At 63.0% G+C, this 24,637-nt stretch carries 18 protein-coding genes and 2 pseudogenes; 10 read left to right on the top strand and 10 right to left on the bottom strand.

The genetic code is table 11. The features are described 5' to 3' along the window. Window positions 1-21: 21 nt before the first annotated feature. Window positions 22-1,452, top strand: a complete 1,431-nt coding sequence (locus FU658_RS04360; protein WP_147890954.1) for a sigma-54-dependent transcriptional regulator — start codon at window positions 22-24, stop codon at window positions 1,450-1,452. A gap of 205 nt (window positions 1,453-1,657) precedes the next feature. Here the strand turns inward: FU658_RS04360 and FU658_RS04355 are convergent, their stop codons facing one another. Further along, the gene (locus FU658_RS04355; RefSeq protein WP_187265909.1) at window positions 1,658-4,501 is read right to left on the bottom strand and encodes a spermine/spermidine synthase domain-containing protein; all 2,844 of its coding nucleotides are present in this window, start codon (window positions 4,499-4,501) and stop codon (window positions 1,658-1,660) included. 306 nt (window positions 4,502-4,807) lie between these two features. On the opposite strand from FU658_RS04355, the gene FU658_RS04350 reads away from it, so the two are divergent. From FU658_RS04350 to FU658_RS04335, 4 genes are all read left to right on the top strand, one after another. After that, window positions 4,808-5,224, top strand: a complete 417-nt coding sequence (locus FU658_RS04350; protein ID WP_147890952.1) for a pilin — start codon at window positions 4,808-4,810, stop codon at window positions 5,222-5,224. A gap of 148 nt (window positions 5,225-5,372) precedes the next feature. After that, entirely contained in the window at window positions 5,373-5,786 is a 414-nt protein-coding gene (locus FU658_RS04345; protein WP_147890951.1) for a pilin, read from the top strand. Window positions 5,787-5,852: 66 nt separating this feature from the next. Continuing rightward, window positions 5,853-7,709 (top strand): hypothetical protein, encoded by a 1,857-nt coding sequence (locus FU658_RS04340; RefSeq protein ID WP_147890950.1) that lies wholly within the window; start codon window positions 5,853-5,855, stop codon window positions 7,707-7,709. A 153-nt stretch (window positions 7,710-7,862) separates the two neighbouring features. Further along, entirely contained in the window at window positions 7,863-9,044 is a 1,182-nt protein-coding gene (locus tag FU658_RS04335; RefSeq protein ID WP_255505405.1) for a glycosyltransferase family 4 protein, read from the top strand. Window positions 9,045-9,146: 102 nt separating this feature from the next. Here FU658_RS04335 and FU658_RS04330 read toward each other — a convergent pair whose 3' ends face one another. From FU658_RS04330 to FU658_RS04315, 4 genes are all read right to left on the bottom strand, one after another. Next, entirely contained in the window at window positions 9,147-10,049 is a 903-nt protein-coding gene (locus FU658_RS04330; RefSeq protein WP_147890949.1) for a hypothetical protein, read from the bottom strand. A gap of 79 nt (window positions 10,050-10,128) precedes the next feature. Beyond that, window positions 10,129-10,896 (bottom strand): class I SAM-dependent methyltransferase, encoded by a 768-nt coding sequence (locus FU658_RS04325; RefSeq protein ID WP_147890948.1) that lies wholly within the window; start codon window positions 10,894-10,896, stop codon window positions 10,129-10,131. Continuing rightward, window positions 10,889-11,632 carry a class I SAM-dependent methyltransferase gene (locus tag FU658_RS04320; RefSeq protein ID WP_187265908.1) on the bottom strand — a complete coding sequence of 248 codons (744 nt, stop codon included), beginning with the start codon at window positions 11,630-11,632 and terminating at the stop codon, window positions 10,889-10,891. The genes FU658_RS04325 and FU658_RS04320 overlap by 8 nt, the downstream gene beginning before the upstream one ends. 18 nt (window positions 11,633-11,650) lie before the next feature. After that, window positions 11,651-12,508: a glycosyltransferase family 2 protein gene (locus FU658_RS04315; protein ID WP_147890946.1), complete on the bottom strand. Its 858-nt coding sequence runs from the start codon at window positions 12,506-12,508 to the stop codon at window positions 11,651-11,653. Window positions 12,509-12,640: 132 nt separating this feature from the next. Here FU658_RS04315 and pilB point away from each other — a divergent pair. The 3 genes and pseudogenes from pilB to FU658_RS04300 all read left to right on the top strand — a co-directional run bounded on the left by pilB (window position 12,641) and on the right by FU658_RS04300 (window position 16,534). After that, window positions 12,641-14,361 (top strand): annotated as a pseudogene (gene pilB / locus FU658_RS04310) (type IV-A pilus assembly ATPase PilB). A gap of 3 nt (window positions 14,362-14,364) precedes the next feature. Then, window positions 14,365-15,630, top strand: coding sequence for a type II secretion system F family protein (locus FU658_RS04305; protein WP_147890945.1), 1,266 nt, complete (start codon window positions 14,365-14,367; stop codon window positions 15,628-15,630). A 22-nt stretch (window positions 15,631-15,652) separates the two neighbouring features. After that, window positions 15,653-16,534: a prepilin peptidase gene (locus FU658_RS04300; RefSeq protein ID WP_255505425.1), complete on the top strand. Its 882-nt coding sequence runs from the start codon at window positions 15,653-15,655 to the stop codon at window positions 16,532-16,534. Here FU658_RS04300 and FU658_RS04295 read toward each other — a convergent pair. Next, window positions 16,507-18,216 carry a GGDEF domain-containing protein gene (locus tag FU658_RS04295; protein ID WP_147890944.1) on the bottom strand — a complete coding sequence of 570 codons (1,710 nt, stop codon included), beginning with the start codon at window positions 18,214-18,216 and terminating at the stop codon, window positions 16,507-16,509. The genes FU658_RS04300 and FU658_RS04295 overlap by 28 nt on opposite strands. A gap of 137 nt (window positions 18,217-18,353) precedes the next feature. Between FU658_RS04295 and coaE the strand changes: the two genes are divergently transcribed. Next, window positions 18,354-18,983, top strand: a complete 630-nt coding sequence (gene coaE, locus FU658_RS04290) for a dephospho-CoA kinase (RefSeq protein WP_147890943.1) — start codon at window positions 18,354-18,356, stop codon at window positions 18,981-18,983. Window positions 18,984-18,996: 13 nt separating this feature from the next. On the opposite strand, the gene FU658_RS15715 is transcribed toward coaE, so the two are convergent. The 4 genes and pseudogenes from FU658_RS15715 to FU658_RS04275 form a co-directional block, all read right to left on the bottom strand. Then, complete coding sequence (locus tag FU658_RS15715; RefSeq protein WP_321167729.1) at window positions 18,997-19,464, bottom strand: thiamine phosphate synthase; 468 nt, start codon at window positions 19,462-19,464, stop codon at window positions 18,997-18,999. A 172-nt stretch (window positions 19,465-19,636) separates the two neighbouring features. Further along, window positions 19,637-19,888, bottom strand: a pseudogene (locus FU658_RS15710) (NUDIX domain-containing protein); the annotation flags it as partial. A 68-nt stretch (window positions 19,889-19,956) separates the two neighbouring features. Further along, a complete protein-coding gene (secA, locus tag FU658_RS04280) occupies window positions 19,957-22,710 on the bottom strand; it encodes a preprotein translocase subunit SecA (protein WP_147890942.1) in 2,754 nt (917 codons plus the stop codon). A gap of 221 nt (window positions 22,711-22,931) precedes the next feature. Beyond that, complete coding sequence (locus tag FU658_RS04275; protein ID WP_147890941.1) at window positions 22,932-23,852, bottom strand: M23 family metallopeptidase; 921 nt, start codon at window positions 23,850-23,852, stop codon at window positions 22,932-22,934. On the opposite strand from FU658_RS04275, the gene FU658_RS04270 reads away from it, so the two are divergent. Next, on the top strand, window positions 23,839-24,432 hold the full coding sequence (locus FU658_RS04270; RefSeq protein ID WP_321167728.1) for a DciA family protein: 594 nt from the start codon (window positions 23,839-23,841) through the stop codon (window positions 24,430-24,432). The two genes, FU658_RS04275 and FU658_RS04270, sit on opposite strands and share 14 nt — an antisense overlap. The last annotated feature ends 205 nt before the right edge of the window (window positions 24,433-24,637 follow it).

Raw genomic sequence — 24,637 nt, 5'->3', positions numbered from 1 at the left:
CTCCGAAAGCCGTCGCGCGCCATGGTCCCTGCCCGCAATGCCCTGATCGTCGACGACGAACGCGACATCCGCGAACTGCTGGTATTGACACTGGGTCGCATGGGCATCCGGGTTGACACCGCCCCCGACGTGGCCAGCGCGAAGAACCTGCTGGCGAGGCCCAGCAACAAGTACGACCTTTGCCTGACCGACATGCGCCTGCCCGACGGCAGCGGCATGGACCTGATCAAGCACCTCAGCAGCCACCACCCCGAAACACCCGTCGCGATGATCACCGCCTACGGCAACGTCGAGGCCGCGGTGGACGCATTGAAGTTCGGTGCCTTCGACTTCGTCTCCAAGCCGGTCGACCTCAGCGTGCTGCGGCGGCTGGTGGAGCATGCGCTCAAGCTCAACGAGGAGCGCCGCAGCAACGGCACCGCCAGCGCCAAGCTGATCGGCGACTGCCCGGCGATGGCCGAGCTGCGCGGCAAGATCGGCAAGCTGGCGCGTAGCCAGGCCCCGGTCTACATCAGCGGTGAATCCGGCACCGGCAAGGAGCTCGTCGCCCGACTGATCCACGAACAGGGTCCGCGTGCAGCCGGCCCGTTCGTGCCGATCAACTGCGGCGCGATCCCGACCGAGCTGATGGAAAGCGAGTTCTTCGGCCACAAGAAGGGCGCCTTCACCGGCGCGCACACCGACAAGGAAGGTCTGTTCCAGGCTGCCAGTGGCGGCACGCTGTTCCTGGATGAAGTGGCCGAGCTGCCGCTGCACATGCAGGTGAAGCTGCTGCGCGTGATCCAGGAAAAGCGCGTGCGCCCGGTGGGCGGGCAGGCCGAACTGCCGATCGACGTGCGCATCCTGTCGGCCACGCACAAGAACCTGGCCGAACTGGTGGCCAACAACACCTTCCGCCACGACCTGTATTACCGCATCAACGTGATCGAACTGCCGGTGCCGCCGCTGCGCGACCGCCGCGAGGACATCCCCAAGCTGTCCGAAGCGATCCTGGCGCGGCTGGCCGAGGAGATGGGCGACGAGTCGCCGGCCAAGCTGAGCACCGAGGCGATCGACGCACTGAACAACTACAGCTTCCCCGGCAACGTGCGCGAACTGGAGAACACGCTGGAGCGCGCAATGGCGCTATGTGAGGACGGCAGGATCACCCCGTCCGACCTGCACCTGCCGCAGGGTGAACACACCCCCGGCGCCCAGCCCTACAGCCCGCGCGTGACCGGCATGATGCCGGCGATGCCTGCGTTGTCCAACGGCAACGGGAATGGCAACGGCAGCGCGATGGTCAATGGCAATGGCAATGAAGGCTTGCCCGAGTACATCGAGCAGCTCGAGCGCGAGGCGATCGAGAAGGCGCTGCTGGAATGTCGCTACAACAAGACCAAGGCCGCCGCCCAGCTCGGAATCACGTTCCGCGCGCTGCGCTACAAGCTCAAAAAGCTCGGGATCGACTAGTCAGCCTGCGGGCCTCCCATGCCGTCTGCCCACGAAAGCAGGTAGGCCCTGGCGAATCCGTAGCGCGACGATACGGGAGCGATTGGACCCAACGACTGGTTGAGTTCGAAAACCGTCTCGGGTTGGTTCAAGGCGATCGCACCGATTTGCGCAGCCATGAGCATGTGCTCGGCCGTGAGATCTGAAATGTCGTCGCGGTAATCCCTTAGGACACCTTGGGCCGAGGCAAGCAACCCGGAAGTCTCGCGCCGGGCCAGCTGCTGGTAGACCGACAGGACAGCTTGCACCACAGGAGGCTGACTCTCTGCTGCGATCCAGTCCGGATCATGAAGACTCCATGCAGCGCATCCGGTGGGAAGTTGCCAATCACCCGCTCGGCAAAAGTGCTGACCAGCTCGGTCCACCGAACGGTATGGCCTTGCTCCATTGGCGAGTCGCCAAGCTGGACCAACTCACGCACAAGCTCGGTTTGCTCAAACGCACCGGATGCGACTTCCCGAGAGACTCCCAGCAGCGCGGCCCTATACTCCACGGCCAGCCTCGCGTCACCGGCGAGCAGGCTTGCAGCAGCGTCCGAAACCAACCTTGCGTCGGGCCTCGCCCCTCCTTCGGTGAACTCGAGGACAGGGAATCCACCCAGCACCAGGTCCATGAAGACAAGTGCGCTCTCACCCTTGAACCGTGATCGTGGAGCGTTGAGCGCCACGACGGGATGGAAGTCCGAGTGCAGCTGGTTTCCATACAGCCGTCCCACCGCCTGGAGCATGGACCTGCCTCCAATTCGACGCACCGCGTAGTCCGCCTGGCCATCCAAGCCAACCCGCGAGAGTTCAGCTTGCAGCTCACCATCTCCCACTCGCGTGGCATCGAAGTCAGCGAGAGGTGCGTTGCCAGCGACGAAGAGGAAATCCGCGCTATTGGTCAGATAGACATCCACATGTGGAAACTCCTGCACGAGCGAGTTGACCATCCGCATCAGAAGGGCCTGGTCGATCTCGTACGCCTGCAGCCACTGGACGAACAGCCCGCCCTCTCGCAGTTGCGTCCTGATGAGGCCGTAGAACTCGGATGTGAACAGGCTGGCCACACCGCTCACCCACGGGTTTGAAGGTTCCGAGATGATGATGTCGAAGCCCTCGCCCATGGTCGCGAATTGCGTTCGCGCGTCGTCGATCCGGATCACGGAGCGCGGATCCTCGTAGGCACGTCGCACTCGATCCCCGAATCCGGCAGCACCTTCGATCATGACGCGCTCGATCTCGATGGAGACCACCCGCTCCGGCACCGGACTCCCGAGCATTGTGTGCGTCGTCAGTCCCGAGCCCCACCCGATGACAGCAACATCCCGGGGAGAAGCGTGCAGGCCCAGCGGGAGCGCAGCGGCCATCAACATGGTGATCTCGTCGTCGGTCGGCGGGTCCTGCTCGCTCATAGCGAGCGACGCGTCAGGCTTTCCGTTGGTGGAGATGAATCCGTACCGACCATCCATCCTCTGGTACACGGCAATGGTTGCCGTTTTTCCATCCTCGAGAAAAGAGACCTCGTTGACATTGGACAATGAGGCCACGCCCGTGCGGAACACACCGGATGCCTGGCGAAGTGGATCGGGCTGGCCGAGAACCAGGCTCACAACAAGCATGGCCGCGGTGCACGCAACCACAGCGCCCCAACGTCGGCCCACCACTGGCGTGGCAACGAATCGCAGCAGGTAGAGGCCCAACAGGGCGTCTCCCAACGCGGCCATCGTGACCGCCATCCGTACGCCCATTAGCGGGATAAGCAAGTGGACCACAGCCATGACGCCAACGATCGCCCCCAGCGTGTTGGCGGCGTACACGCGCCCGATGCTCCTTTCTCCCTCGCCCCGACGCAGAAGCGCCATCGTGAAGAGTGGCAGGGTCATCCCTGCAAAAAAGGCCGCCGGGAACATGATCAACAACGCGATGATGGCGCTCCCGACCGTGAAAAGAGCGTAGCCCTCATCGGTTGGCGGAAGGGCATCGACGAGCCAGCCCACCCACGAAAAGCTCTGGGTGAGGAAAACAACGGACGCCAAAGCCGCCAAGCCCATCCAGACCTGGGCGTAGCCGGCGTAGCGGATCGCATCGGTAATCCTGCTACTACGCGAGCGCACCCAGAGACCACCGAATGCCAAGCCGGAAATGAATGCGGCAAGCATCAGCTCGAACGAATGCACCGTCGTACCGAGGGCTTGGTTGAGAAGGCGGATCCACCCGATCTCGTATACGAACGAGAACGCTCCGGAAAGAAACGTGGCCCAGAGAAGGACCACTGCCACGGAGGGTCCGACGGCTGCGGGGCGATGGGTATCCCCTGCACGTGCCCCGCCGTCCGGCACACAAGGCACCGCGCGAATGGGGGCGCCCCTCAGTTCCCGCCAAACCCACCATGCACCCACTGCAACTACAAGATTGATGCCCCCCGCGAAGGTAATCGAGCCCGGCATCCCGATCCACGGCAGCAGCAGGAACGTGGCCGCGAGGGCTCCGAATGCGGCTCCAATACTGTTCGTGAAGTACAGCCCGCCCAAAACTCGTCCATCATCGGCAGGCGCAATCCTTAGGAAGCCGGCACTGAGCAAGGGAAAGGTGGCGCCGAGCAATACGCATTGGGGCAGGATCAGGACCGCGGCACTCAGCCACTGGTAAGCCCGAACAGCAGTCGGATCTGCGAGGGACGGTAGCACCAGATCCTGGGACATCGCCGTGTAAGACATGAATGCCGGGTGGAACAGCAAGCCACACAGACCTATGACGGCCTCCACGATGGCGTACGCGAGTATCAGGTGTTCCCATCGGCCGAGGTATCGACTGGCGACCCACGCACCGCCCGCCATCCCGCCCATGAAAATCGCCAGAACCAAGGTCTGGGCGTACGCGGCGTGACCCAGCGTCAGGCCGAGGTAGTGGGACCAAACCGACTGGTAGATCAGCCCCGCGAAGCCCGAAAGAACGAACAACCCCAACAGCGCCCATTCGGCACCGGCAGCCCTGACTTTCATCGGATCCCCCATGGATGTCGTCGCCAAGTGTACCCGTCCCGGAATGCCTCGCGACGGGGACATCCGCGCCCTCCGCCGAGCACACAAGTGCGACTGCCGTCACATTTCAATAAGTGACGCAGCACGTCACTTATAGCCGCGCGTCCCAAATCCGTGACGCATGCCGTATAAACATTCGGGCACGACCGGTCCCGCAGCAGGGATCAGAAAGCTGGCACGGATCGTGCACAACCGGGGAGCACGCCGTATCACCGCCCCTGTCCTCACGGATGCCGGGCCAGGCGGTGATGCACGTGGCAACCAATTAGATGAATCCACCTAGGGGATTACGTTATGAAGAAGATGCAGAAAGGTTTCACCCTGATCGAACTGATGATCGTCGTGGCGATCATCGCCATCCTGGCCGCGATTGCGCTGCCGGCCTACCAGGACTACGTCGCCCGCTCGCAGGTCACTGCCGGTCTGTCGGACATCCGTGGCGGCGTGACCGCGTTCGAAGAGAAGATCAACCGTGGCTCGACCGGTGTTACTGGTGCCGCCGCACTGTCGGCCCTGGGTCTCCGTGCCTCCACGACGCGCTGCTTGACGATTGCTGGCAACATCGACGAGACCGGCACGATCACTTGCGCCCTGCGTGGTAATCCGCAAGTTGACACAAAGGTCGTTACGCTGACCCGCACCACTGCGGGCGCGTACAACTGCACCGTGCCGGGCTTGGACGCGAAGTACCTGCCGTCGGGCTGCAACTAAGCCGGTCGCGGCTGGCTGGCGCTAGCGCCAGTTGCTTCACCCAGGGAGGGGCTTTCGGGCCCCTCCCTGCATTGGACGCCCCTCCCCCGCACACTCCCCTACCTCCGCCTTAACCGACTGAATAAGTAACGCGAAAGGAGTGCAGAGCATGCAAGCGGAGCGAGGTTTCACCCTTATAGAGCTGATGATCGTGGTAGCTGTGATTGCCATTCTTGCCGCAATCGCTATCCCGTCTTATCAAGATTACGTCGCGCGATCACAGTCCTCGGTAGGACTGATGGACATTCGCAGTGGCATGACGGCTTTCGAAGAGCTTGTTCAGCTCGGCCGAGGGACATCCATCACTGCGCCTGAGGACGTGGGACTCAACACGAGCTCGTCCCGCTGCACCAGCATCTCTGTGGTCGGTGGCAGTACCGGCAACATCACTTGCACCCTTCGGGGAAACCCGGCAATCGACGGCTTCGCACTTTCCCTGACCCGGGATGCGTCTGCGGTGCCGAGGTGGACGTGCACAAGCACGGTACCCCAAGACAAGCACAAGCCTGGCAACTGTCTCTAACGACTGGCGCCAAATGGAACGGATGTGCGACATTTGACGGGGTACCACCCCTGATCTGGAATACCAATGAAGAACCCGGCATGGCGACGGCCTCTGTCCGTTATCGCCCTGATGCTTCTTGTCGCTGCAGTGTTCTGGCCGGGACTAAGCGGCTACTTCCTGTTCGATGACTACCCAAACATAGTCAGCGAGCAGCGGATCCAGATAGAAGAGCTCACTTTGGACGGGTTGCTTGAGGCAACCAAGGCCTACGGCGGCGCTCTTTCGAGGCCAATTCCAACTGTCAGCTTCGCCATCGACCACCTCGTGTGGGGCATGGACCCATGGGGGTTCAAGCTGACCAACCTGCTCATCCATCTCTGCAACACGCTGCTCGTGTTGGCGCTTGTGCTTCGACTCTTCCAATCTGCCGGGGCAGGCAGATCGAAAGAATCGTATTTCGTTGCCGCCTGGTTTCTGGCTCTTCTGTGGGCGGCTCATCCCCTCCAAGTTTCGACGGTTCTATACGTAGTTCAGCGTATGGAAATACTAGCCGTCACCTTTATGCTTGCAGGCTTGCTCGCATATCTTGAAGGGCGCGCCCGGCAGCTAGTGGGGGGGCGAAGCTGGCCATGGTTGCTGGCCTCGTGTGGCCTGCTCCTGCTTGCGATGCTTTGCAAGGAATCGGCTATCCAGTTCCCCTTGTACACGCTTGCTTTGGAACTAACCCTTTTGCGCTTCAGGGCAGCCTCCCCCACGTGGCAACGTGCATGGAGGATCGGCTACATCGGCCTAGCCGTTCTAGCATTTTTAGCTGCCGCGACGATCGCTATTCCCCACTACGCGCAGCCTGAAGTATTCGCGATACGGGATTTTGGCGCGTGGGAACGCGTGCTCACACAGGCGCGCGTCCTCCCCATGTACATCGGCTGGACGCTGTTCCCTCAGCCTCACAACCTGATCTTCTACTACGACACCTTCCAAGCGTCCAGAGGGATATTGGAACCAGCTATTACGCTCGCAGGCCTTGCCTTTCTGGTTTCACTACTGACCGCCGCATTTCTGGTTCGGTCCACACTGCCACTTGCTTCGCTTGGCGTCTTCTGGTTCTTCGCATCCCACGTAATCACGAGCGCCCCGCTGCCGTTAGAGCTGGTTTTCGAACACCGCAACTATTTCTCCATCTTGGGCGTTCTTATCGTAGCTGGCGAACTGGTAAGGCGATTGCCGTTCGATCCCGAGGCCTCAATGCGCTACGTCGCCCTCGGAGCGTTGGCATTTGGAGTCCTATCGATAACCACAATCAGATCAGCTACCTGGGGCGACCAACTTCATCTCGCCATGGAACTCGTTGCAAACAATCCCAACTCGTCCCGAGCAAGCGCCGATCTGGGCGAGCAGTACATGCATTTTTCCGACAACAACCCCGACTCTCCATTCTACTCGATGGCGATTACTGAATTCGAGCGGGGTGCCGCGCTGCCAAACGCTTCAATAGTACCGGAGCAGGGACTGATTCTTATGGCGGCCACGTCAGGCAGGGAGGCTGACGCCGCGTGGTGGGATAGCTTGATAAGCAAGCTTGAAACCCAAACAATCGGCCCTCAGGACTTTACCACGATCACTGGACTTCTCTCCTATAGAAATGGAGGCTTGGAGTTCGATGATGATCGATTTTCAGAAGCATACGCAATACTTGCCGAACGACTGAACATGCCAGCCGCGCAGTATTATGCTTTTGCTCAGCACGCCCTACAATTTACAGCTGATTCTCAATTGGCGCATAGACTACTCGCAGAGGCGGTGGACCGCGCTCAACATGAACCAGAGATAATTTCGCTATTTATCTCACTCCTCTTGGAGAGGGGGTTCGACTACGAGGCGACCTTGGTCATTGAGCACGCGAGAGCCCGTGGCGTAAATGTCGAGATCATCGATCAGTGATAATCCTATTTATTTTGTTTGTGCTTATTTTTTAAATGGAGTTAGCGCTGCGGCGTAAATTTCTCGCTTCGAGGCCCTGTCGGCTTCTTTGCTCGATTATTCGAATTCTTTCTGCATTCGTCTTGAGGTGAATAATGCCTTTCGGAAAATAACATGCCGATCGTCACTGAAAGACAACGGAATTATTCATTCGAAAATATGGTGCAAATGACTGCTCCGACACGCGTTCTTATGGTGGCGACCTCCTTTCCCGAGAACCTCGAGGATTGGCGAGGACTTTTCATCCGCTACATGGCCGATGCTCTGGGTCGCCGCGCCGACCTGTCCATGAGACTGTGGGCGCCTCCGGGAGATGTGGATCCAGCTGTAGCGTTTGCGCTCACTCCGGGCGACCGGGCTTGGTTACGTCAACTCATGGGCCGCGGGGGCATCGCCCATGTACTGCGCAATGACGGAATAATGGGCAAGAGGGATGCAGTATCGCTACTGTCACGACTCTGGTTCGCATACCGCAGGAACCTTGATTGCGACCTGCTTCACATCAACTGGCTTCAGTGCGCTCTGGCCGTGCCGAGGGATACTCGACCGTTGCTGGTTACAGCATTGGGAAGCGATCTGGCACTACTCCAGTCCTCCCTGCTAAGCGCGGCCCTACGGAACAGATTTCACGGACGCCGGGTTGTGGTTTGCCCGAACGCCGACTGGATGGCCGAGCCGTTGGCCGCGGCATTCCACGGCGTAGCCAAAGTCCAGTTTGTACCGTTCGGAATTCACCCTGCTTGGTTCGCGTTGTCCCACGCGCCCACCAAGCCGAGCAAGTGGCTAGCAGTCTTGCGGCTAACCGATGCCAAATTGGGGCCATTGTTGGACTGGGCTGCACCGTTGTTCGCAGACGGGCGTCGCGAGTTGCACCTGTTCGGTCCCATGCAAGAACAGATCGATCTGCCAGCGTGGATACGTTTTCACGGACCAGTCGGACCAAGAGAGCTTCAAGAGCGATGGTTTCCATCAGCGACCGGCTTGGTTTCACTGAGCCGACATTCAGAAGGCCGTCCTCAGGTCATGCTTGAAGCGATGGCCGCCGGCCTGCCAATCGTTGCGTCGGACATCCCCGCGCATACCAGTTTTCTTCAGCATGGAAAGACAGGCTGGATCTGCGGCTCATCGAGCGGCTTCGAGGAAGCCATCAAAGCCCTTGAGCAGCCTGAAACCAATGACGCGATGGGGCGGTGCGCGAAGGCATGGGCACGCGACGAAGTGGGTAGCTGGGATGATTGCGCTGCGCGCTACGCCAAGATCTATCGCCGACTTCTGGACCTGGAGGAGGCGACCTGACTTAAAAGGGTCGTTGCAGCCGATTTTTCAACTCCTGTCGCGCCTTCCAATGCAAGGGCAGCTTGAGTGGAGTCCGAAGTTTAAGCTTGAAGCGAGCTCCCCCTATTCCAGCTCTTTCTTCGAGCCCGGCTTGCGACCGATAGGTGCAACAGCGATGCCGAAAATCACGTCACTGGTCATCAGTAGTAGTCGACCTAATATAGCGAGGGCCGCCACTAGTTCTGGCGGAAACTCGCTTGCAAGCCCTGCGAATACGAGCTCGCGCACCCCCAACCCGCCCGGCGTCACGACCGCGAGATATCCGGCAAGCCACGCCAAAATGTAAAACGCCGCCAGATGAATAGCTGCCGCGTTGTCAGGAAATCCACTGGCAGAGGCGAGAAAAACCCAGGATACGTAAGTACCCAAAGTCCCGGCTAAAAGAAGCATGAAGGCGCTCATCCACCCCCCCGCACCGGCAGCACCCACGACGACGGGGATGTCGCCGAGCCATGGGATTCTTGTGGAGCGCTGGACGAGTCGCTTCAGCGGCCGCGCGCTGAAAACGAATCGCACCAGCAAGAACATTGCAATGCCGGCTCCTGCGATCAACACCGAACCCAGGACCGAATTACTCCAAACGAGGACGATAGCCGCCACCCAAACGACCATCGCAATCGCCGCACCCAAATGAACCAGGCTCGCTGCCACCCAGAGGCTTGGGCGGACCAACTGGCTTCCGGCCAAAGCCTGATACCCAATACCCCAGATTCGTCCCGGAAGGTGCTTGAGCAATTGAGCAGTGAAGTAGAGGTGTGCCAGATGATCAATGGCCACCACAGTACTTAGCGCGCGTCTTACGAGAACGACGTAGGCCAAGAAAACCAGCCAGATCGAGGCCATGGTGAACGCGAGAGCCAGCGCCAGATCTACCGTGTCAACGGAGGCCAGAATGACGCCTACGTCCCCCCATGCCTCCCACCAAAGGATGACTACGCCACCCAGCGCAGCTGCCGTAACGGTCACTGCCACAACCGTTCTGGAAAGTGACCGACTTCTCGACCATCGCATCAGCGCGGCCAACCCACTCGAAAAACCCATCGGGTCAGGGTGCCGTGTTGGATTGGCGCTTCCAGAGCAGCCAAATAAAGCCGGGGAACAGCCGGTAGGCTAGCCTGTACATTACGCGAGCTGCTGCACGGGACGCCTTGGAGGGGAACATATACTCCGCTGCAAATGACTCCGGTTCCAAGAGTATTCTTCCGGTCCAGTCCTCGACCCTGAACGCGTGCGTGATCCGACGGAGGCCAGCGACACCGAGATGACGCTCATAGTAGCGTTCGCCCTTGCCCGCAACACGGAGGTATCGGTCCGCCAACCCTGACGGCAGCCAAGACAGGAAGGGAAGGAAGTGATGCCGTTCCATTACCGCCCATCGATTGGTCGCTGCGAAATAGCAGACCCCACCAGGGCGAAGTACTCGATCAATCTCAGCCATCATCTGCACCGCCGACGGCACGTGTTCATAGACCTGAGAACAGATCACGACATCGAAGCTCTCTTCTGGGAACTGAAGATTCATTGCGTCGCCAACCTGAAACGTGACGTTCGGCTCGCTAGCTTGCGCCTTGGCGGCATTGATTCCTGGCTCGTCGATGTCTACACCGGTGACGGAGCGAACATGGGGGGCGAGATGGGCGTCGATCAGTCCGGTGGAACATCCCAAGTTCAATACGTCCGCGTCCACCCAGCGCTCGCCGATCGCTGACGAGAGAACCAGGCGCATTGTCTCGGCCTTTCGCTGACGTTCGACCCTAGAATGCATCTTCTCGTTTATGACCGAATATTCAAGCTGGTAGCCACGCTCATCCATTATCGCCGCCTCTGTCCTGACTGCCTAAGTGCTTTCGACTTGCTCGAATTACATAGCCGTTGGTTAACGCCGGCCAGTCAGGCATCAAAATTCCGAAAATACGACCCAGAAGATTCAGCACTGGTATCGAAAGTAGAAGCGCAGGCGCTAGCACCAAGGTCGGGGATCGCTGTTTAAGGGCGATGACCACAGAGGACGCTAACGCAATTGCCCCCGTGAGAGCCGCTGTTTCAATCGCATTGAGGCGGCGAGACATACTCACATCGGTGAATCCGGCCTCGTCAAGATCACGCACTAGTCCGTGAATGGTAAAGCGCTGGAAGTCATAGGGCTCATCATGCAGCGGGTAGATAAATGGCACGGACAGCACGAGCGTGCCCCGTCGAGCCAACACGCGCGCAGCCTCCGCCAGAGCTGCCCCAGGCTTCCTGAAGTGCTCGAGGACTTCAAACATAAGCAAACAGTCGAACGTTTCGTCAGGAAAAGGCAACAAAGACGCATCTGCATAAATTTCCGGCTTGGAATTATAAAGCGTTTTTCCGGTTGCCGGATAATCTACGCCAACATACTGACAGTTTCTTGGCAAGTGCGAGGCAAGCCATCGATCACCACACCCGACGTCGAGGGTTAATCCACTCAACTCGCGCAGCTCCTTTTCAAATACCAGTCGCTCCCGCCGGATCAGCCATTGCGGATGCAGCGGCGTGGAACGAAGCATCTTTGCAAGAAAGCGCATTCGCGGCGAGGGCATTCCTCAGCTCCGGGAACGACTGTAAACCAGCGACGTAATCTGCTCGGAGACCAGCCCTATCAGAAAAACTATGACGGCAGCACTGAATAAAAGAAGACTCATATTTGTAAAGCGTTCGGCGGTAATGTACGTGTACAGGTAGTAACCTAAACCCGTGAGAAAAAAGACTGCAGCTACTGGGACAAACAACTTTAGCGGCGAGTACAAGGTGGCAATCTTGAAGATGATCAGGAGGAAACGAACTCCGTCCTTGATCGGCCGAATATGACTCTGGGTGCCCACCCGCCGAGATACATTGACCGGGACGTAGGCAACCGGATAGGCGCTGCGGAAAAAAGCCATCGTACTGGTTGTGGGATAACTGAAACCGTTAGGAAGGAGATGGAGGAACTCCAGGAACTCCAGCCGCCGAACTGCGCGAAACCCTGACGTAAGATCGTCGACTGCAAATCCTGTCATCCAGCTTGCCAGCCGATTGTAAAAACCATTGGCGAGCCGCCGCCCAAAGCTGGCTTGGCCGTGGCGATCTCTCGAGCCGACAACCATGAGGTACCCCGCCTTAAGCTCTTCAAGCAAGCGTGGTATGTCACAGGGGTCGTGCTGGCCATCCCCATCCATGAAAACGATCACATCCCCAGAAGCCTCTCGTGCCCCTTGCTTTATCGCGGCCCCGTTTCCCATGGAGTAGGGGTTATCGAGGACCCGCGCACCAAAGGAGGCGGCGACCTCGGAGGTCCGGTCGGTGGATCCGTCGTTGACGACGATCACCTCGGCGGCCTGGAACTTTTCCCTGAGAACCGGGAGCAAGCGGCTCAGACCACCCTCCTCGTTCTTCGCAGGGATCACTATCGAGATGTTCATTCATCCTCCCCTCTCTGCCGGGAAGGGTACGACATCGGAAGCCGCTCGGGCACATGGGTCCCGGCGGTGTAGCCAAGGGCCGATTTTGGGTTAAAGTCGCCTTGACCCGGCCTGCCGGGAGGGGAGGTTCATATGAACGTTGCAGCCACGGCCAATCTCGTTGGCATCACTGGCATCGCTCGTCGCCTGGTGCTGGACGGTGCGTTGACCGAGCCCGATGCACGCAAGGCGATGACAGACGCGCAAGCCGCGAAGCAGCCGATCGTCCAGTGGCTGCAGTCGAAGAAGCTGGTGACCGCCGCGCAGGTGGCCGGGGCGAACTCGATCGAGTTTGGCATCCCAGTCTTTGATGCCTCTTCCCTCGACCTGCAGCAAGCACCGACAAAGCTAGTCAAGGAAGAGCTGATCACGAAGCATCAGGCCCTGCCCCTCTTCAAGCGTGGGGGACGGCTGTTCGTAGGGATCTCGGACCCTACCCAGACCCACGCATTGGACGAGATCAAGTTCCACGCCAACCTGAGCGTCGAGGCGATCCTCATCGATGAGGATCAGTTGCGCCGCATCATCGAAACAGCCCTCAGCCAGGTGGATGCCCTCGACGATGCGGGCCTTGATGAAGAAGGCCTCGACAGTCTGGAGGTCGAGGCGGGCACGGATGATGATGCCGGTGGTGCCGACGTCAAGGGCGACGACACGCCCGTGGTGCGCTTCGTAAACAAGATGCTGCTGGATGCGATCAAGCGCGGCGCCTCCGACATCCACTTCGAACCGTACGAAATCGACTACCGGGTGCGTACCCGCCTCGACGGGGTGTTGAAGACTGTCGCCAAAGTACCGCAGAAATTGAACACCCGAATTGCGGCGCGCCTCAAGGTGATGTCGCAGCTGGACATCGCCGAGAAGCGCGTCCCGCAGGACGGTCGCATCAAGCTCAATATCTCCAAGACGAAGCAGATGGACTTCCGGGTATCCACCTGCCCGATGTTGTTTGGCGAGAAAGTGGTGCTCCGTGTGCTCGATGGCGGTGCCGCGAAGATGGGCATCGATGCGCTAGGTTACGAGGACGACCAGAAACAGCTTTACCTGGAGGCACTCGAGAAGCCGTACGGCATGATCCTGGTGACGGGACCAACCGGCTCGGGCAAGACCGTTTCCTTGTATACCGGGCTGAACATCCTCAACACCGATGAGCGGAACATTTCAACAGCAGAGGATCCGGTCGAGATCCGTGTTCCGGGCATCAACCAGGTTCAGATCAACCCCAAGAAGGGCATGACCTTCGCGGGCGCGCTCCGCAGCTTCCTTCGTCAGGACCCGGACGTGGTAATGGTCGGCGAGATCCGAGATCTGGAAACAGCGGAAATCGCAATCAAGGCCGCCCAGACGGGCCACTTGGTCCTGTCGACACTGCATACCAACGACGCCCCGCAAACCATCAGCCGCCTGATGAACATGGGCATCGCGCCCTACAACATTACTTCGTCGGTGACGCTTGTCATCGCGCAGCGGCTCGCGCGCAGGCTGTGCAACCACTGCAAGAAAGCTGCTGAAATACCGGATGCCGCACTGTTGGCCGAGGGCTTCACCCAAGACGAGATCAACGCCGGCTTCAAGGTGTATGAGCCCGTGGGCTGCGACCAGTGCAACGGTGGATACCGGGGCCGGGTGGGCATCTATCAGGTGATGCCGATGAGTGAGGAAATCCAGAAGATCGTACTGGAGGGGGGGAACGCGATGCAGATTGCCGAGCTGCCGAGCGTTCCGGAATCAACGACCTCCGTCGATCAGCCCTTTACAAGGTGAAGCAGGGCGTCACTGGCCTTGCCGAACTGAACCGCGTGACCAAGGATTAAGCCATGGCCGTAACTGCATCCCGGGCTGTGAAGCCTAATACCCCCAAGAGCACCGCGCGAAAGAGCGAGATGGAGTTGTTCGTCTGGAGCGGGACGGACAAGCGCGGCCAAAAAATGAAGGGGGAGACGTCCGCGAAAAACGCCAACCTCCTCAAGGCACAGCTACGCCAGCAAGGCATCAATCCGACTCTGGTGAAGCCGAAACCCAAGCCGCTGTTTGGCAAGGCCGGTAGCAAGATCACCTCCCGCGACATCGCCAACTTCAGCCGTCAAATCGCCACGATGATGCAGTCGGGCGTGCCCATCGTCACCGCCATCGAGATTCTGGCCAACGGCCAGAAGAATCCGCGCATGAAGGCGATGCTTGACGACATCGGCGCCGAAATATCGGGAGGCAGTCCCTTCTCAGACGCGCTTGCCAAGTATCCCGTCCAGTTCGACAGCCTGTTCCAGAACCTCGTGCGAGCTGGCGAGGGGGCGGGTGTGTTGGACACCGTCTTGGATACTGTCGCGAGCTACAAGGAGCGCACCGAGTCCCTGAAGGCGAAGATCAAAAAGGCCTTGTTTTACCCGATCGCCATTATTGCGGTCGCTGTTCTCGTTAGTGCGATTCTCCTTATCTTTGTTGTGCCACAGTTCGAGGCGACGTTTGCCGGGTTCGGAGCCGACCTCCCGGCGTTTACCCGCATGCTCGTCAACCTGTCAGAGTTCATGGTCGCCTACTGGTGGATGATGCTTCTGGTCGCAATAGGCACGTTTGTCGGACTGGGCTTTGCCTATCGACGATCAACAGCATTGCAGAGGCTGGTCGACCGCGCGATTCTGAAAGTCCCGGTGATCGGCAACATCATGCACGAGGCCGCTATCGCCCGCTTCGCGCGCACACTCGCTCTGACGTTCAAGTCCGGCGTGCCCTTGGTCGAGGCGTTGGAAACAGTGGCCGGTGCCACCGGCAACATCGTCTACGAGGACGCGGTGCTCAAGATCCGCGATGACATCGCGGTGGGCTACCAGATGCACCTGGCCATGGCCCAGGTGAACCTCTTCCCGCACATGGTCACGCAGATGGTCGCCATCGGTGAGGAGGCCGGCGCGCTGGACACGATGCTGTTCAAGGTCGCCGAGTTCTACGAGGAAGAGGTCGAGAACAAGGTCGATGCGCTGGCCAGCCTGCTGGAGCCGTTCGTCATGGTGATCATCGGCGTGCTGGTCGGCTCGATGGTGATCGGCATGTACCTGCCGATCTTCAAGCTCGCCGCCACCGTCTGACCCGGCACGCTTCGTGGGTTTGATTGTCATCCTGCAGGCCAGCCCTGTGCTGGCCGCTCTCTCTGCGCTCGCCTTCGGACTGCTGGTCGGCAGCTTCCTGAACGTGGTGATCCTGCGCATGCCGCCGCGGCTGGAGTGGCAGTGGCGGCGTGATTGCCGTGAACTGCTGGAACTGCCCGAGCTGTCGGCCGAGGCCGATCCGAAGCCGCCGGGAATCGTTGTGCAGCGCTCGCACTGCCCTGGTTGCGGACACCAGTTGGCTGCTTGGGAAAACGTCCCGGTGCTCAGCTGGCTGCTGCTGCGCGGCCGCTGCCGTGGCTGCGGCATGCGTATTTCGGCGCAGTACCCGGTGGTGGAGTTGCTGACCGGTCTGCTGTTCGCCATCTGCGTGTGGCAGTTCGGCTGGACCTGGCAGGCGGGTGCGGCCATCGTGTTCACCGGGTTACTGGTGGCCATGTCTGGCATCGACCTGCGCACCACGCTGCTGCCCGACCAGCTGACACTGCCGCTGCTGTGGCTGGGCCTGCTGTTGTCGGTGGTGGTGCCGGGCGGACTGTTCGTGCCCCCCGTGTCGGCCATCCTGGGTGCGGCCGTCGGCTACCTGAGCCTGTGGAGCGTGTACTGGGCCTTCAAGCTGCTCACCGGCAAGGAAGGCATGGGCTACGGCGACTTCAAGCTGCTGGCAGCGCTGGGCGCCTGGTGCGGCGTCGGCGCCGTGCTGCCGATCGTGCTGATCAGCTCGGTGGTGGGTGCGGTCATCGGCAGCGCCTGGCTGATGATCAAGGGCCGCGACAAGGCCACGCCGATCCCGTTTGGCCCCTACCTGGCCATCGCCGGCTGGATCGTCCTGGTGCTGCAGTTCGACCTGCTGGGCAGCTACGCGCGCTGGGTGGGCATGGCCTGAGGGCCGCTTGTCAGCGAATCGGGCAGCAGCTGGTCGCACACGATCCGCTCCCTGCCCTCGTCCTTGGCGCGGTACAGCAGCCGATCGGCCACCTGCAGCGCGGTTTCGGGATTCGGATGGCTGGCCGCATCGGTCAGCCCGGCACTGAAGTGCAGCGCGATCGGATGGCCGCCGATGTCGGCGGAGTGCGCAAGGGTCTGGCGGATCTTCGCCAGGATGCGCGCGGCCTCCTCCAGCGAGGCGCCCGGCAACAGCAGCACGAACTCCTCGCCGCCGGTGCGGCCGATCATGTCACCGCGGCGGATCAGCGGCTGCACGCTGCGTGCGAAGTGCACCAGGCAGCGGTCGCCGATCGGGTGGCCGAGGCTGTCGTTGATGCGCTTGAAATGGTCGAGATCCAGCACCGCGATCGGCAGGCCCGCCTCGTCGCCGCGGCTGCGCGCGCGGGCGAATTCCACGTCGAGCGCCGCCAGCACGGCGCGGCGGTTGGGCAGGCCGGTCAGGTCGTCGGTGCTGGCCAGGTGCTTCATCAGCTCCAGGTCGCGGTTCACCCGCGACTGGCGGCGGGCCGCCACCAGGTGCGACACGATGGCCAGCCAGGCACCGCACAGCAGCACCAGCTCGATCTTCCACAATTGCACGGTGCTGGAGCCCGCCAGCGAGCCGATCGTCACCAGCGCGAAGGGCACCACGGCCAGCGCCAGGGTGATGGCGTCGCGCCGGTTGCGCCAGATCGTCACCGCACACACCAGCAGCACCATGGCGACGATCAGCAACAGGATCTCGATGGCCGCCACGCTGTTGGCGATGGCGGTTCTCGGCAGCACCGCCAGCAACGGCAGGGTCAGCAGCGAAGCCAGCAGGAAACCCAGGCTGAAGCGTTCGGCGAGGGCGTGGTGGCGCTCCACGTTGGCCTGGATCAACAGGCTGTGCGCGAAGCCCGCGACGATCGGCAGTGGCAGGGCCACCACCAGCAGGAAGTGCAGGCCCTGGGGAGCCAGCCAACGCTGCGGATAGCCGGCCAGGGCGGAGATCTCCAGCGACCACACCAGGAAGCCGGTGGTGGCGGCCATGAACACCATCAGCGAACCGGGCCGCGTCGACCCGAAGGCCAGCAGCGTTGACGCCAGCAGCACCAGCAGGGCGGCCACCACGCCGGTGCGCAGCATCCAGCGCAGCCGGTCGGCGCGCAGCGCGTCGACCGGATCGCCGATGTGGACCACGGCGGGCCACAGCATCGAATAGGACGGCGCCACCCGCACCTCGACCGCGTCCATGCTACCGGCGGCCGGATGCAGCACCGCGCCGACGCCTGCCGTGAAGCGGGGGTCGCGCTGGCGGGCGTCGCGCAGCGTGCCGCAGGTGAGCAGGTCGCCCTGACGCACCGCGGCACTGAGTGTCGGTAATCCCCACACTGCGACCGCCAGCGGTTGGCGCGACCAACCCGCCGCCGGCGCTTCGCGCCGCACCAGCGGCCAGTCGCGATCGATGGCCCGTTGCTCCAGCGCGGCACAATCCATCGGGCTGGCGTTCACGCCCGAGGCCGCCTCCAGCGCCAGCACGCCTCCGCGCGGCCCCTGGCCCTCCACCGGGAACAGCCATACGCCGACGCCCAGGAGCATCACTGCCCCCAGCCATCCCAGCGTGATCCAGATCAGGCGCCCCCTGGGGCCTGCGCGCATGTCCACCACCCCTTGAACCACGAACGTTCCGCGAGCTGGCTTGCATGAAGCGGGCCAAGCGGGCGCTGCCGCACCGGGCGACACTAGGCGCTACGTTGAGGCAACATGGACGCGAATGACACTGGAATTTTTCTAGCATGGCCGCGATCACCATCGCGCTGACCGGCGGCGTGGCTTCGGGCAAGACGCAGGTGGCGCGCCGGTTCAATGCCCTGGGGGTCACCGTCGCCGACGCCGATGCGCTCGCCCATGCGCTGGTGATGCCCGGGCAGCCGGCGCTCGACGAGGTGGTGGCCCGCTTCGGCCCCGAGGTGCTGGACGCCGCCGGCCGCCTGGACCGGGCCCGGATGCGGGCGCGGGTGTTCGCCGACGCCAGCGCCCGGCGCGACCTCGAAGCGATACTGCATCCGCGCATCCGCGCGGCGATGCGCGCAAGCTGCGAAGCCGCCCCCTCCCCCTACGCGGTCGCCGACATCCCGCTGCTGGCCGAAGGCGGGGGCCAGGAGGCCTATCCCTGGCTGGCGCGGGTGCTGGTGGTGGATGTGCCGCGCGAGGTGCAGGTGGCGAGGCTGCTCGAGCGCGACGGCATCGACGCCGCATTGGCGCAGCGCATGCTGGACGCCCAGGCCAGCCGCGAGCAGCGACTGGCGATCGCCGACGACGTGATCGAGAACAGTGGTGCACTGGGCGATCTGGACATGGCCGTGATGCAGCTGCACCAGCGCTACCTGCAGCTGGCCGCCACCGCGGGCGAACCGGCGCGCTGACCTCCTGCCGGCCTCAGGCCTGGAAGCCGCTGATCCCGGCGATGCCCTGGGCGCCATGGCGGCGTGCCTGCCCGAGCTGGCTGGGCGCCAGCCCACCCAGCGCATAGATCGGCAGCGAACACGTTTCACGCAGCCGGGCGAAGCCCTCCCACCCCATTGGCGCGGCCTGCGGGTGGCTGCGGGTGGGCTGCACCGGCCCGAGCACGGCAAAGCCGACGCCCCGCGACTCGGCCAGGGCGAGCTCCCGGGCATCGTGGCAGGAGGCGGCCAGCGGCAGCTCCCCTGCCCCGGGGATGGCGTCGGTGGCCAGGTCGCGCGCGGTCAGGTGCAGCCCGGCACCGAGCCGACGTGCCAGGCCCACCGCACCGGGCAGCGCGCTGTTGATCAGCAGGGCACTGCCGGACTCGCGGCACAGGCCGGCCACCGCATCGGCCAGGCGCGCCAGCGCCGCGGCATCGTCGCCGCGGGCCCGCAGCTGCACCCGCCCGGGCCGGCGGCCAGCGAACGCGAGAGGCGCTCCAGGTAGTCCTCGGCGCTTCCAGGTCCGACGCGGACGCCTCGGGCGTGATCAGGTAGCGGTCGGGCTGCCGCAGCGCCGCCACGACCGGCCGGTCCGCGGCCGGCATCGAATAGGCGTCCAGCGCGGCCGGCGGCACCCAGGCCAGCGCCTGCTTCTCGCGCCCGCGCGGGGTGCCGTCGAACGCGGCCACCCGGTAGACGTCCAGCACGATGCGCTTGTGGGCGTAGGCGAACGGGACCGCGATCAGCTCGCTGCAGCTGCGGCGGTCGATGTCGATCCCGAGCTCCTCGTCGAGCTCGCGGGCCAGGGCGCCGAGTGGGGTCTCCCCCGGGTCGACCTTGCCGCCGGGAAACTCCCAGGCGCCGGCCAGGTCGCGGCCTTCCATGCGCTTGCCCAGCAGAACGCGGCCCTCGTCGTCGACGAGGACCGCGGCAACGACATGGGTGGGCGGAACTAGTTCAGCTTCCCGTGGCACTGCTTGTACTTCTTGCCCGAGCCGCAGGGGCATGGGTCGTTGCGCCCCACCTTGGGCTCCTCGCGCACCATCGTGCCGGCGCTGGCGCCACCGGCGGCCAGCGAGGCGCGCTGGCGCTCGACTTCCTCGGCCTCTTCATCGGCGCTGTAGGTGCCGGTGTCGGGGTGCTTGAACTGCATGCGCGCGGCGGCGGCCTCGGCGCGGCGACGCTCCTCCTCCTCCAGCTGGCGCATCTCCTCCTCGGAGCGGATGCGCACGCGGGCCAGGAACATCGTCACTTCGCGCTTCACCTTCTCCAGCATCTCGGTGAACAGCTCGAAGCTCTCGCGCTTGTATTCCTGCTTGGGCTGCTTCTGCGCGTAACCGCGCAGGTGGATGCCCTGGCGCATGTAGTCCATGCGCGCCAGGTGCTCCTTCCAGCACTGGTCGAGCACCTGCAGCATGATGTGACGCTCCACGCCGTGCATCGTCTCGGCGCCCACGGCTTCCTCGCGCGCCTGGAACATGTCGTCGGCGGCATGGACGACGTGGCGGGCGATGCCCTCCGCATCCAGTTCCTCGGTGTCCTCGACCAGCTTGGCCAGGTCGAGCTGCAGGCCGAAGTCGTCGGCCAGCGTGCGCTGCAGGCCGTCGAGGTCCCACTGGTCGTCGATCGAACCCTGCGGCACGTACTGGTACACCACGCCGGCGAACACGTCGTGGCGGATGCCCTCGATGGCATCGTGGATCGTTTCGGTCTCCAGCAGCTCGTTGCGCTGCTGGTAGATCACCTTGCGCTGGTCGTTGGCGACGTCGTCGAAGTCCAGCAGGTTCTTGCGCACGTCGAAGTTGTGCGCCTCGACCTTGCGCTGGGCCTTCTCGATCTGCTTGGAGACCATGCCCGACTCGATGACCTCGTCTTCCTTCATGCCCATCATGCGCATCGCCTTCTGGACCCAGTCCGAGGCGAAGATGCGCATCAGGTTGTCTTCCAGCGACAGGAAGAAGCGGGTGGAACCCGGGTCGCCCTGGCGGCCGGAGCGGCCACGCAGCTGGTTGTCGATGCGGCGCGACTCGTGCCGCTCGGTGCCGATGATGTGCAGGCCACCGGATTCGAGCACCTGGTCGTGGCGCACCTGCCAGGCGGCCTTGGCCTCGGCCTTGTGGGCGTCGGTGACCTCCTCGCCCATCGCCTCGAGCTCGGCCTCCCAGTTGCCGCCCAGCACGATGTCGGTGCCGCGGCCGGCCATGTTGGTGGCGATCGTCACCGCGCCCGGGCGGCCGGCCTGGGCGACGATCTGCGCCTCGCGGTCATGCTGCTTGGCATTGAGCACCTCGTGCTCGATGCCGTCCTGCACCAGGATCTTCGACAGCAGCTCCGACGTCTCGATCGACGTGGTGCCCACCAGCACCGGCTGGCCCTTGGCGTGGGCTTCCTTGATGTCGGCGACGACGGCCTTGAACTTGGCCATCTTGTTGAGGAACACCAGGTCGGGCTGGTCCTTGCGCACCATCGGCCGGTTGGTCGGGATCACCACGACTTCCAGGCCGTAGATCGAGTTGAACTCGAAGGCCTCGGTGTCGGCGGTGCCGGTCATGCCGGCCAGCTTGCCGTACATGCGGAAGTAGTTCTGGAAGGTGATCGAGGCGAGGGTCTGGTTCTCGCGCTGGATCGGCACGCCCTCCTTCGCCTCGACCGCCTGGTGCAGGCCGTCCGACCAGCGGCGGCCCGGCAGCGTGCGGCCGGTGAACTCGTCGACGATGACCACTTCGCCGTCGCGCACGATGTAGTCCACGTCGCGCTGGTAGATCGCGTGCGCGCGCAGCGCGGCGCCCAGGTGGTGCACGACCGGGATGTTCTGGCTGTCGTAGAGGCTCTCGCCCTCCTTGAGCATGCCGGCCTCGCGCAGCAGCATCTCGGCCTTCTCCATTCCCTCCTCGGACAGGTGGACCTGCTTGCCCTTCTCGTCGACCCAGAAGTCGCCCTCGGCGTTCTCCTCGGCCTGGCGGGTGAACTGCGGCACGATGCGATTGACCTGCACGTACAGGTCGGCGGTCTCGTCGGCGGGCCCGGAGATGATCAGCGGGGTGCGCGCCTCGTCGATCAGGATCGAGTCGACCTCGTCGACGATCGCGAAGTTCAGGCTGCGCTGGTTGCGGTCTTCCTTGCGCAGCGCCATGTTGTCGCGCAGGTAGTCGAAGCCGTACTCGTTGTTGGTGCCGTAGGTGATGTCGGCCGCGTAGGCCTCTTTCTTGTCGGTGTGCGGCATGCCCGGATAGACCACGCCCACGCTCAGGCCCAGCCAGGTGTACAGGCGCCCCATCCAGGCGGCGTCGCGCTTGGCCAGGTAGTCGTTGACGGTGACCACGTGCACGCCCTTGCCGGCCAGTGCGTTGAGGTAGACCGGCAGCGTGGCGACCAGGGTCTTGCCCTCGCCGGTGCGCATCTCGGCGATCTTGCCGTTGTGCAGCACCATGCCGCCGATGAGCTGGACGTCGTAGTGGCGCATGCCCAGCGCGCGGCGCGCGGCCTCGCGGCAAACCGCGAAGGCTTCCGGCAACAGGCTGTCCAGCGTCGTCTTGCCGTCGGCCAGGCGTTGCTGGAACTCCGGGGTCTTGGCCTTGAGCTCGTCGTCGGAGAGCTTCTCCATCTCCGCCTCGAGCGCATTGATGCGCTGGACCGACTTCTGGTACTGGCGAACCAGCCGCTCGTTGCGGCTGCCGAAAACGCGGGTAAGAAGGCTGTTGAGCATGGATTGACCGGTTGCGGGTGGGCCAGGCGCCAGCGGCGCACGAAGGGGCCGCTTGAAGCAGCAGCCCGACATTCTAACGTGGGGACACGCCGGCGTGCTTCAAGCCATGTCGACGGGGGACTTCACGGCGAGCGCTGCGGAAACGAAAAGGGGTGGAATCCGGTCGGGGGGCACGGCCCTGCCGCATTCCACCCCTCAGCCCGCAGGCCGGGCGCGCGGTGTCAGCCGCGTGCGCGCTGCAGGTACTGGCGCGGGTTGACCGCCACGCCGTTGCGCCACACTTCGAAATGCACGTGGTTGCCGGTGGCGCTGCCGGTGCGGCCCATCTCGGCGATCTTGTCGCCGGAGCGCACGCGGTCGCCCACCTTCACCAGGTTGCGGTGGTTGTGGGCATACAGCGTGGTGTAACCGCTGCCGTGGTCGACCATGACCTTGTTGCCATAGCCGCCGTCGCGGCCGGAGAAGATGACCACGCCATCGGCGACCGCCAGCACGGGCGTGCCGCGCGGGCCGGCGAAGTCGATGCCGCGGTGCTGGTGCGCCAGGCCGGTGATGGGGTGCAGGCGCGCGCCAAAGCTGGAGCTGGCGTAGCCGCTGGCCACCGGCAGGCCCGAGGGCATCAGGTTGAGGTCGACGTCGCGGTCGAGCATCAGCGCTTCGAGCAGCTCCAGCTGGTGGCCGGAACGCTGCAGTTCGGCCGCCACGCCATCCAGGCGGCCGGTCAGGTCGAACATCGGCACGGCGTGGCCCACCTCGCCGTCGCCACCACCCAGCGGCGGGACGGTGTCGAAGTCGAACTCGCCGTCCTCGAGCTTGCCGATGCGCGTGAGGCGCTCGCCGAGGGCATTGAGGCGGGTGGACTGGGCCTGGAGCTCGGCCAGGCGCGCGGCCAGGGCATTGATCTCTACCTGGGCCTCTTCACGGGCCTGGGCGAGTTCCAGGTTCTGGCTGGCGAGGTTCTCGCGCAGTTTCTCCACTTCCGCCATCGCCGCGCCACTGGCACCACGGGTGGCGAATCCGACCCCGAAGGCCACCAGCAGGGCCAGGCCTACGGCTGCGAGCGCGGCGGCCGCGGTTCGCGGCTCGGCCAGGCACAACTTCTTCGGTGACTTCAGAAACTTCGATACGATGATGACATTCATGCTCAAACGAACTGCTCCTCATAACACCCGCGCTGCCGGCGCCCCCGACCGCCCCCGGCCACCTCTGGAGGTGGCCCGCGAAGCGGGCCTGGGTGGTGTGGTCGACCGCGCCCTTTGGTTGGGCACCATCGACCAGACCCTGCGCCTGGCCCTGCCACCGGAACTTGCCCCTCACTGCCGACTGGGAAATGTTCGCGATGGCACGCTGGTGTTTCTAGTGAACTCGCCGGTATGGAAGGCCAAGCTGCGCCTGTATGCGGACGCCATCCTGGCTACCGCGCGCGACCTGGACATCCCTGCCAGCGAGCTCCTGGTGAAGTTTCCGCGATGCCACCCGGCCCCAAGGCCGACGCGCCATCCCGCCCCCTATCCGACCACGCCCGTGCCTGCTTGCGCTCGGCAGCGGAGGCGGTCAAAGACCCCGGTCTCCGGGAAAAGTTGCTTGCACTGGCCTCCGTGCCCTGATCGCATCCTGCGCGTTCTTGTCCAGCGGGTTCCCCTTCCCACTGGCCGCCTGTTCCCGGTTGCCCGATCAACGGCGACGCACGTTTATAGCCCATCGAAACGACGATGTCGTTAAATCGTGTGAATGGCATGTGCAGGAACTGACCTGTTTGTGACCCGGATCACGTTACGTTCTGGTCATTTTCTGACCATCGCAGTAGCAGGCCTTTTAAAATCAATGCCCTAGGCCATGCTGGCCGACATGAAGGGCGCGTGACGTCGGTATGTCCCGCAAGATTCCATAGGAAATCCCAAGCGATTTCCTGGTGCCACAAACGCCG

It is taken from the genome of Alkalisalibacterium limincola (genome assembly GCF_008017755.1).
GTDB classification, from domain to species: Bacteria; Pseudomonadota; Gammaproteobacteria; order Xanthomonadales; family Xanthomonadaceae; genus Alkalisalibacterium; species Alkalisalibacterium limincola.
This window is presented reverse-complemented; position numbering and strand designations above follow the sequence as displayed.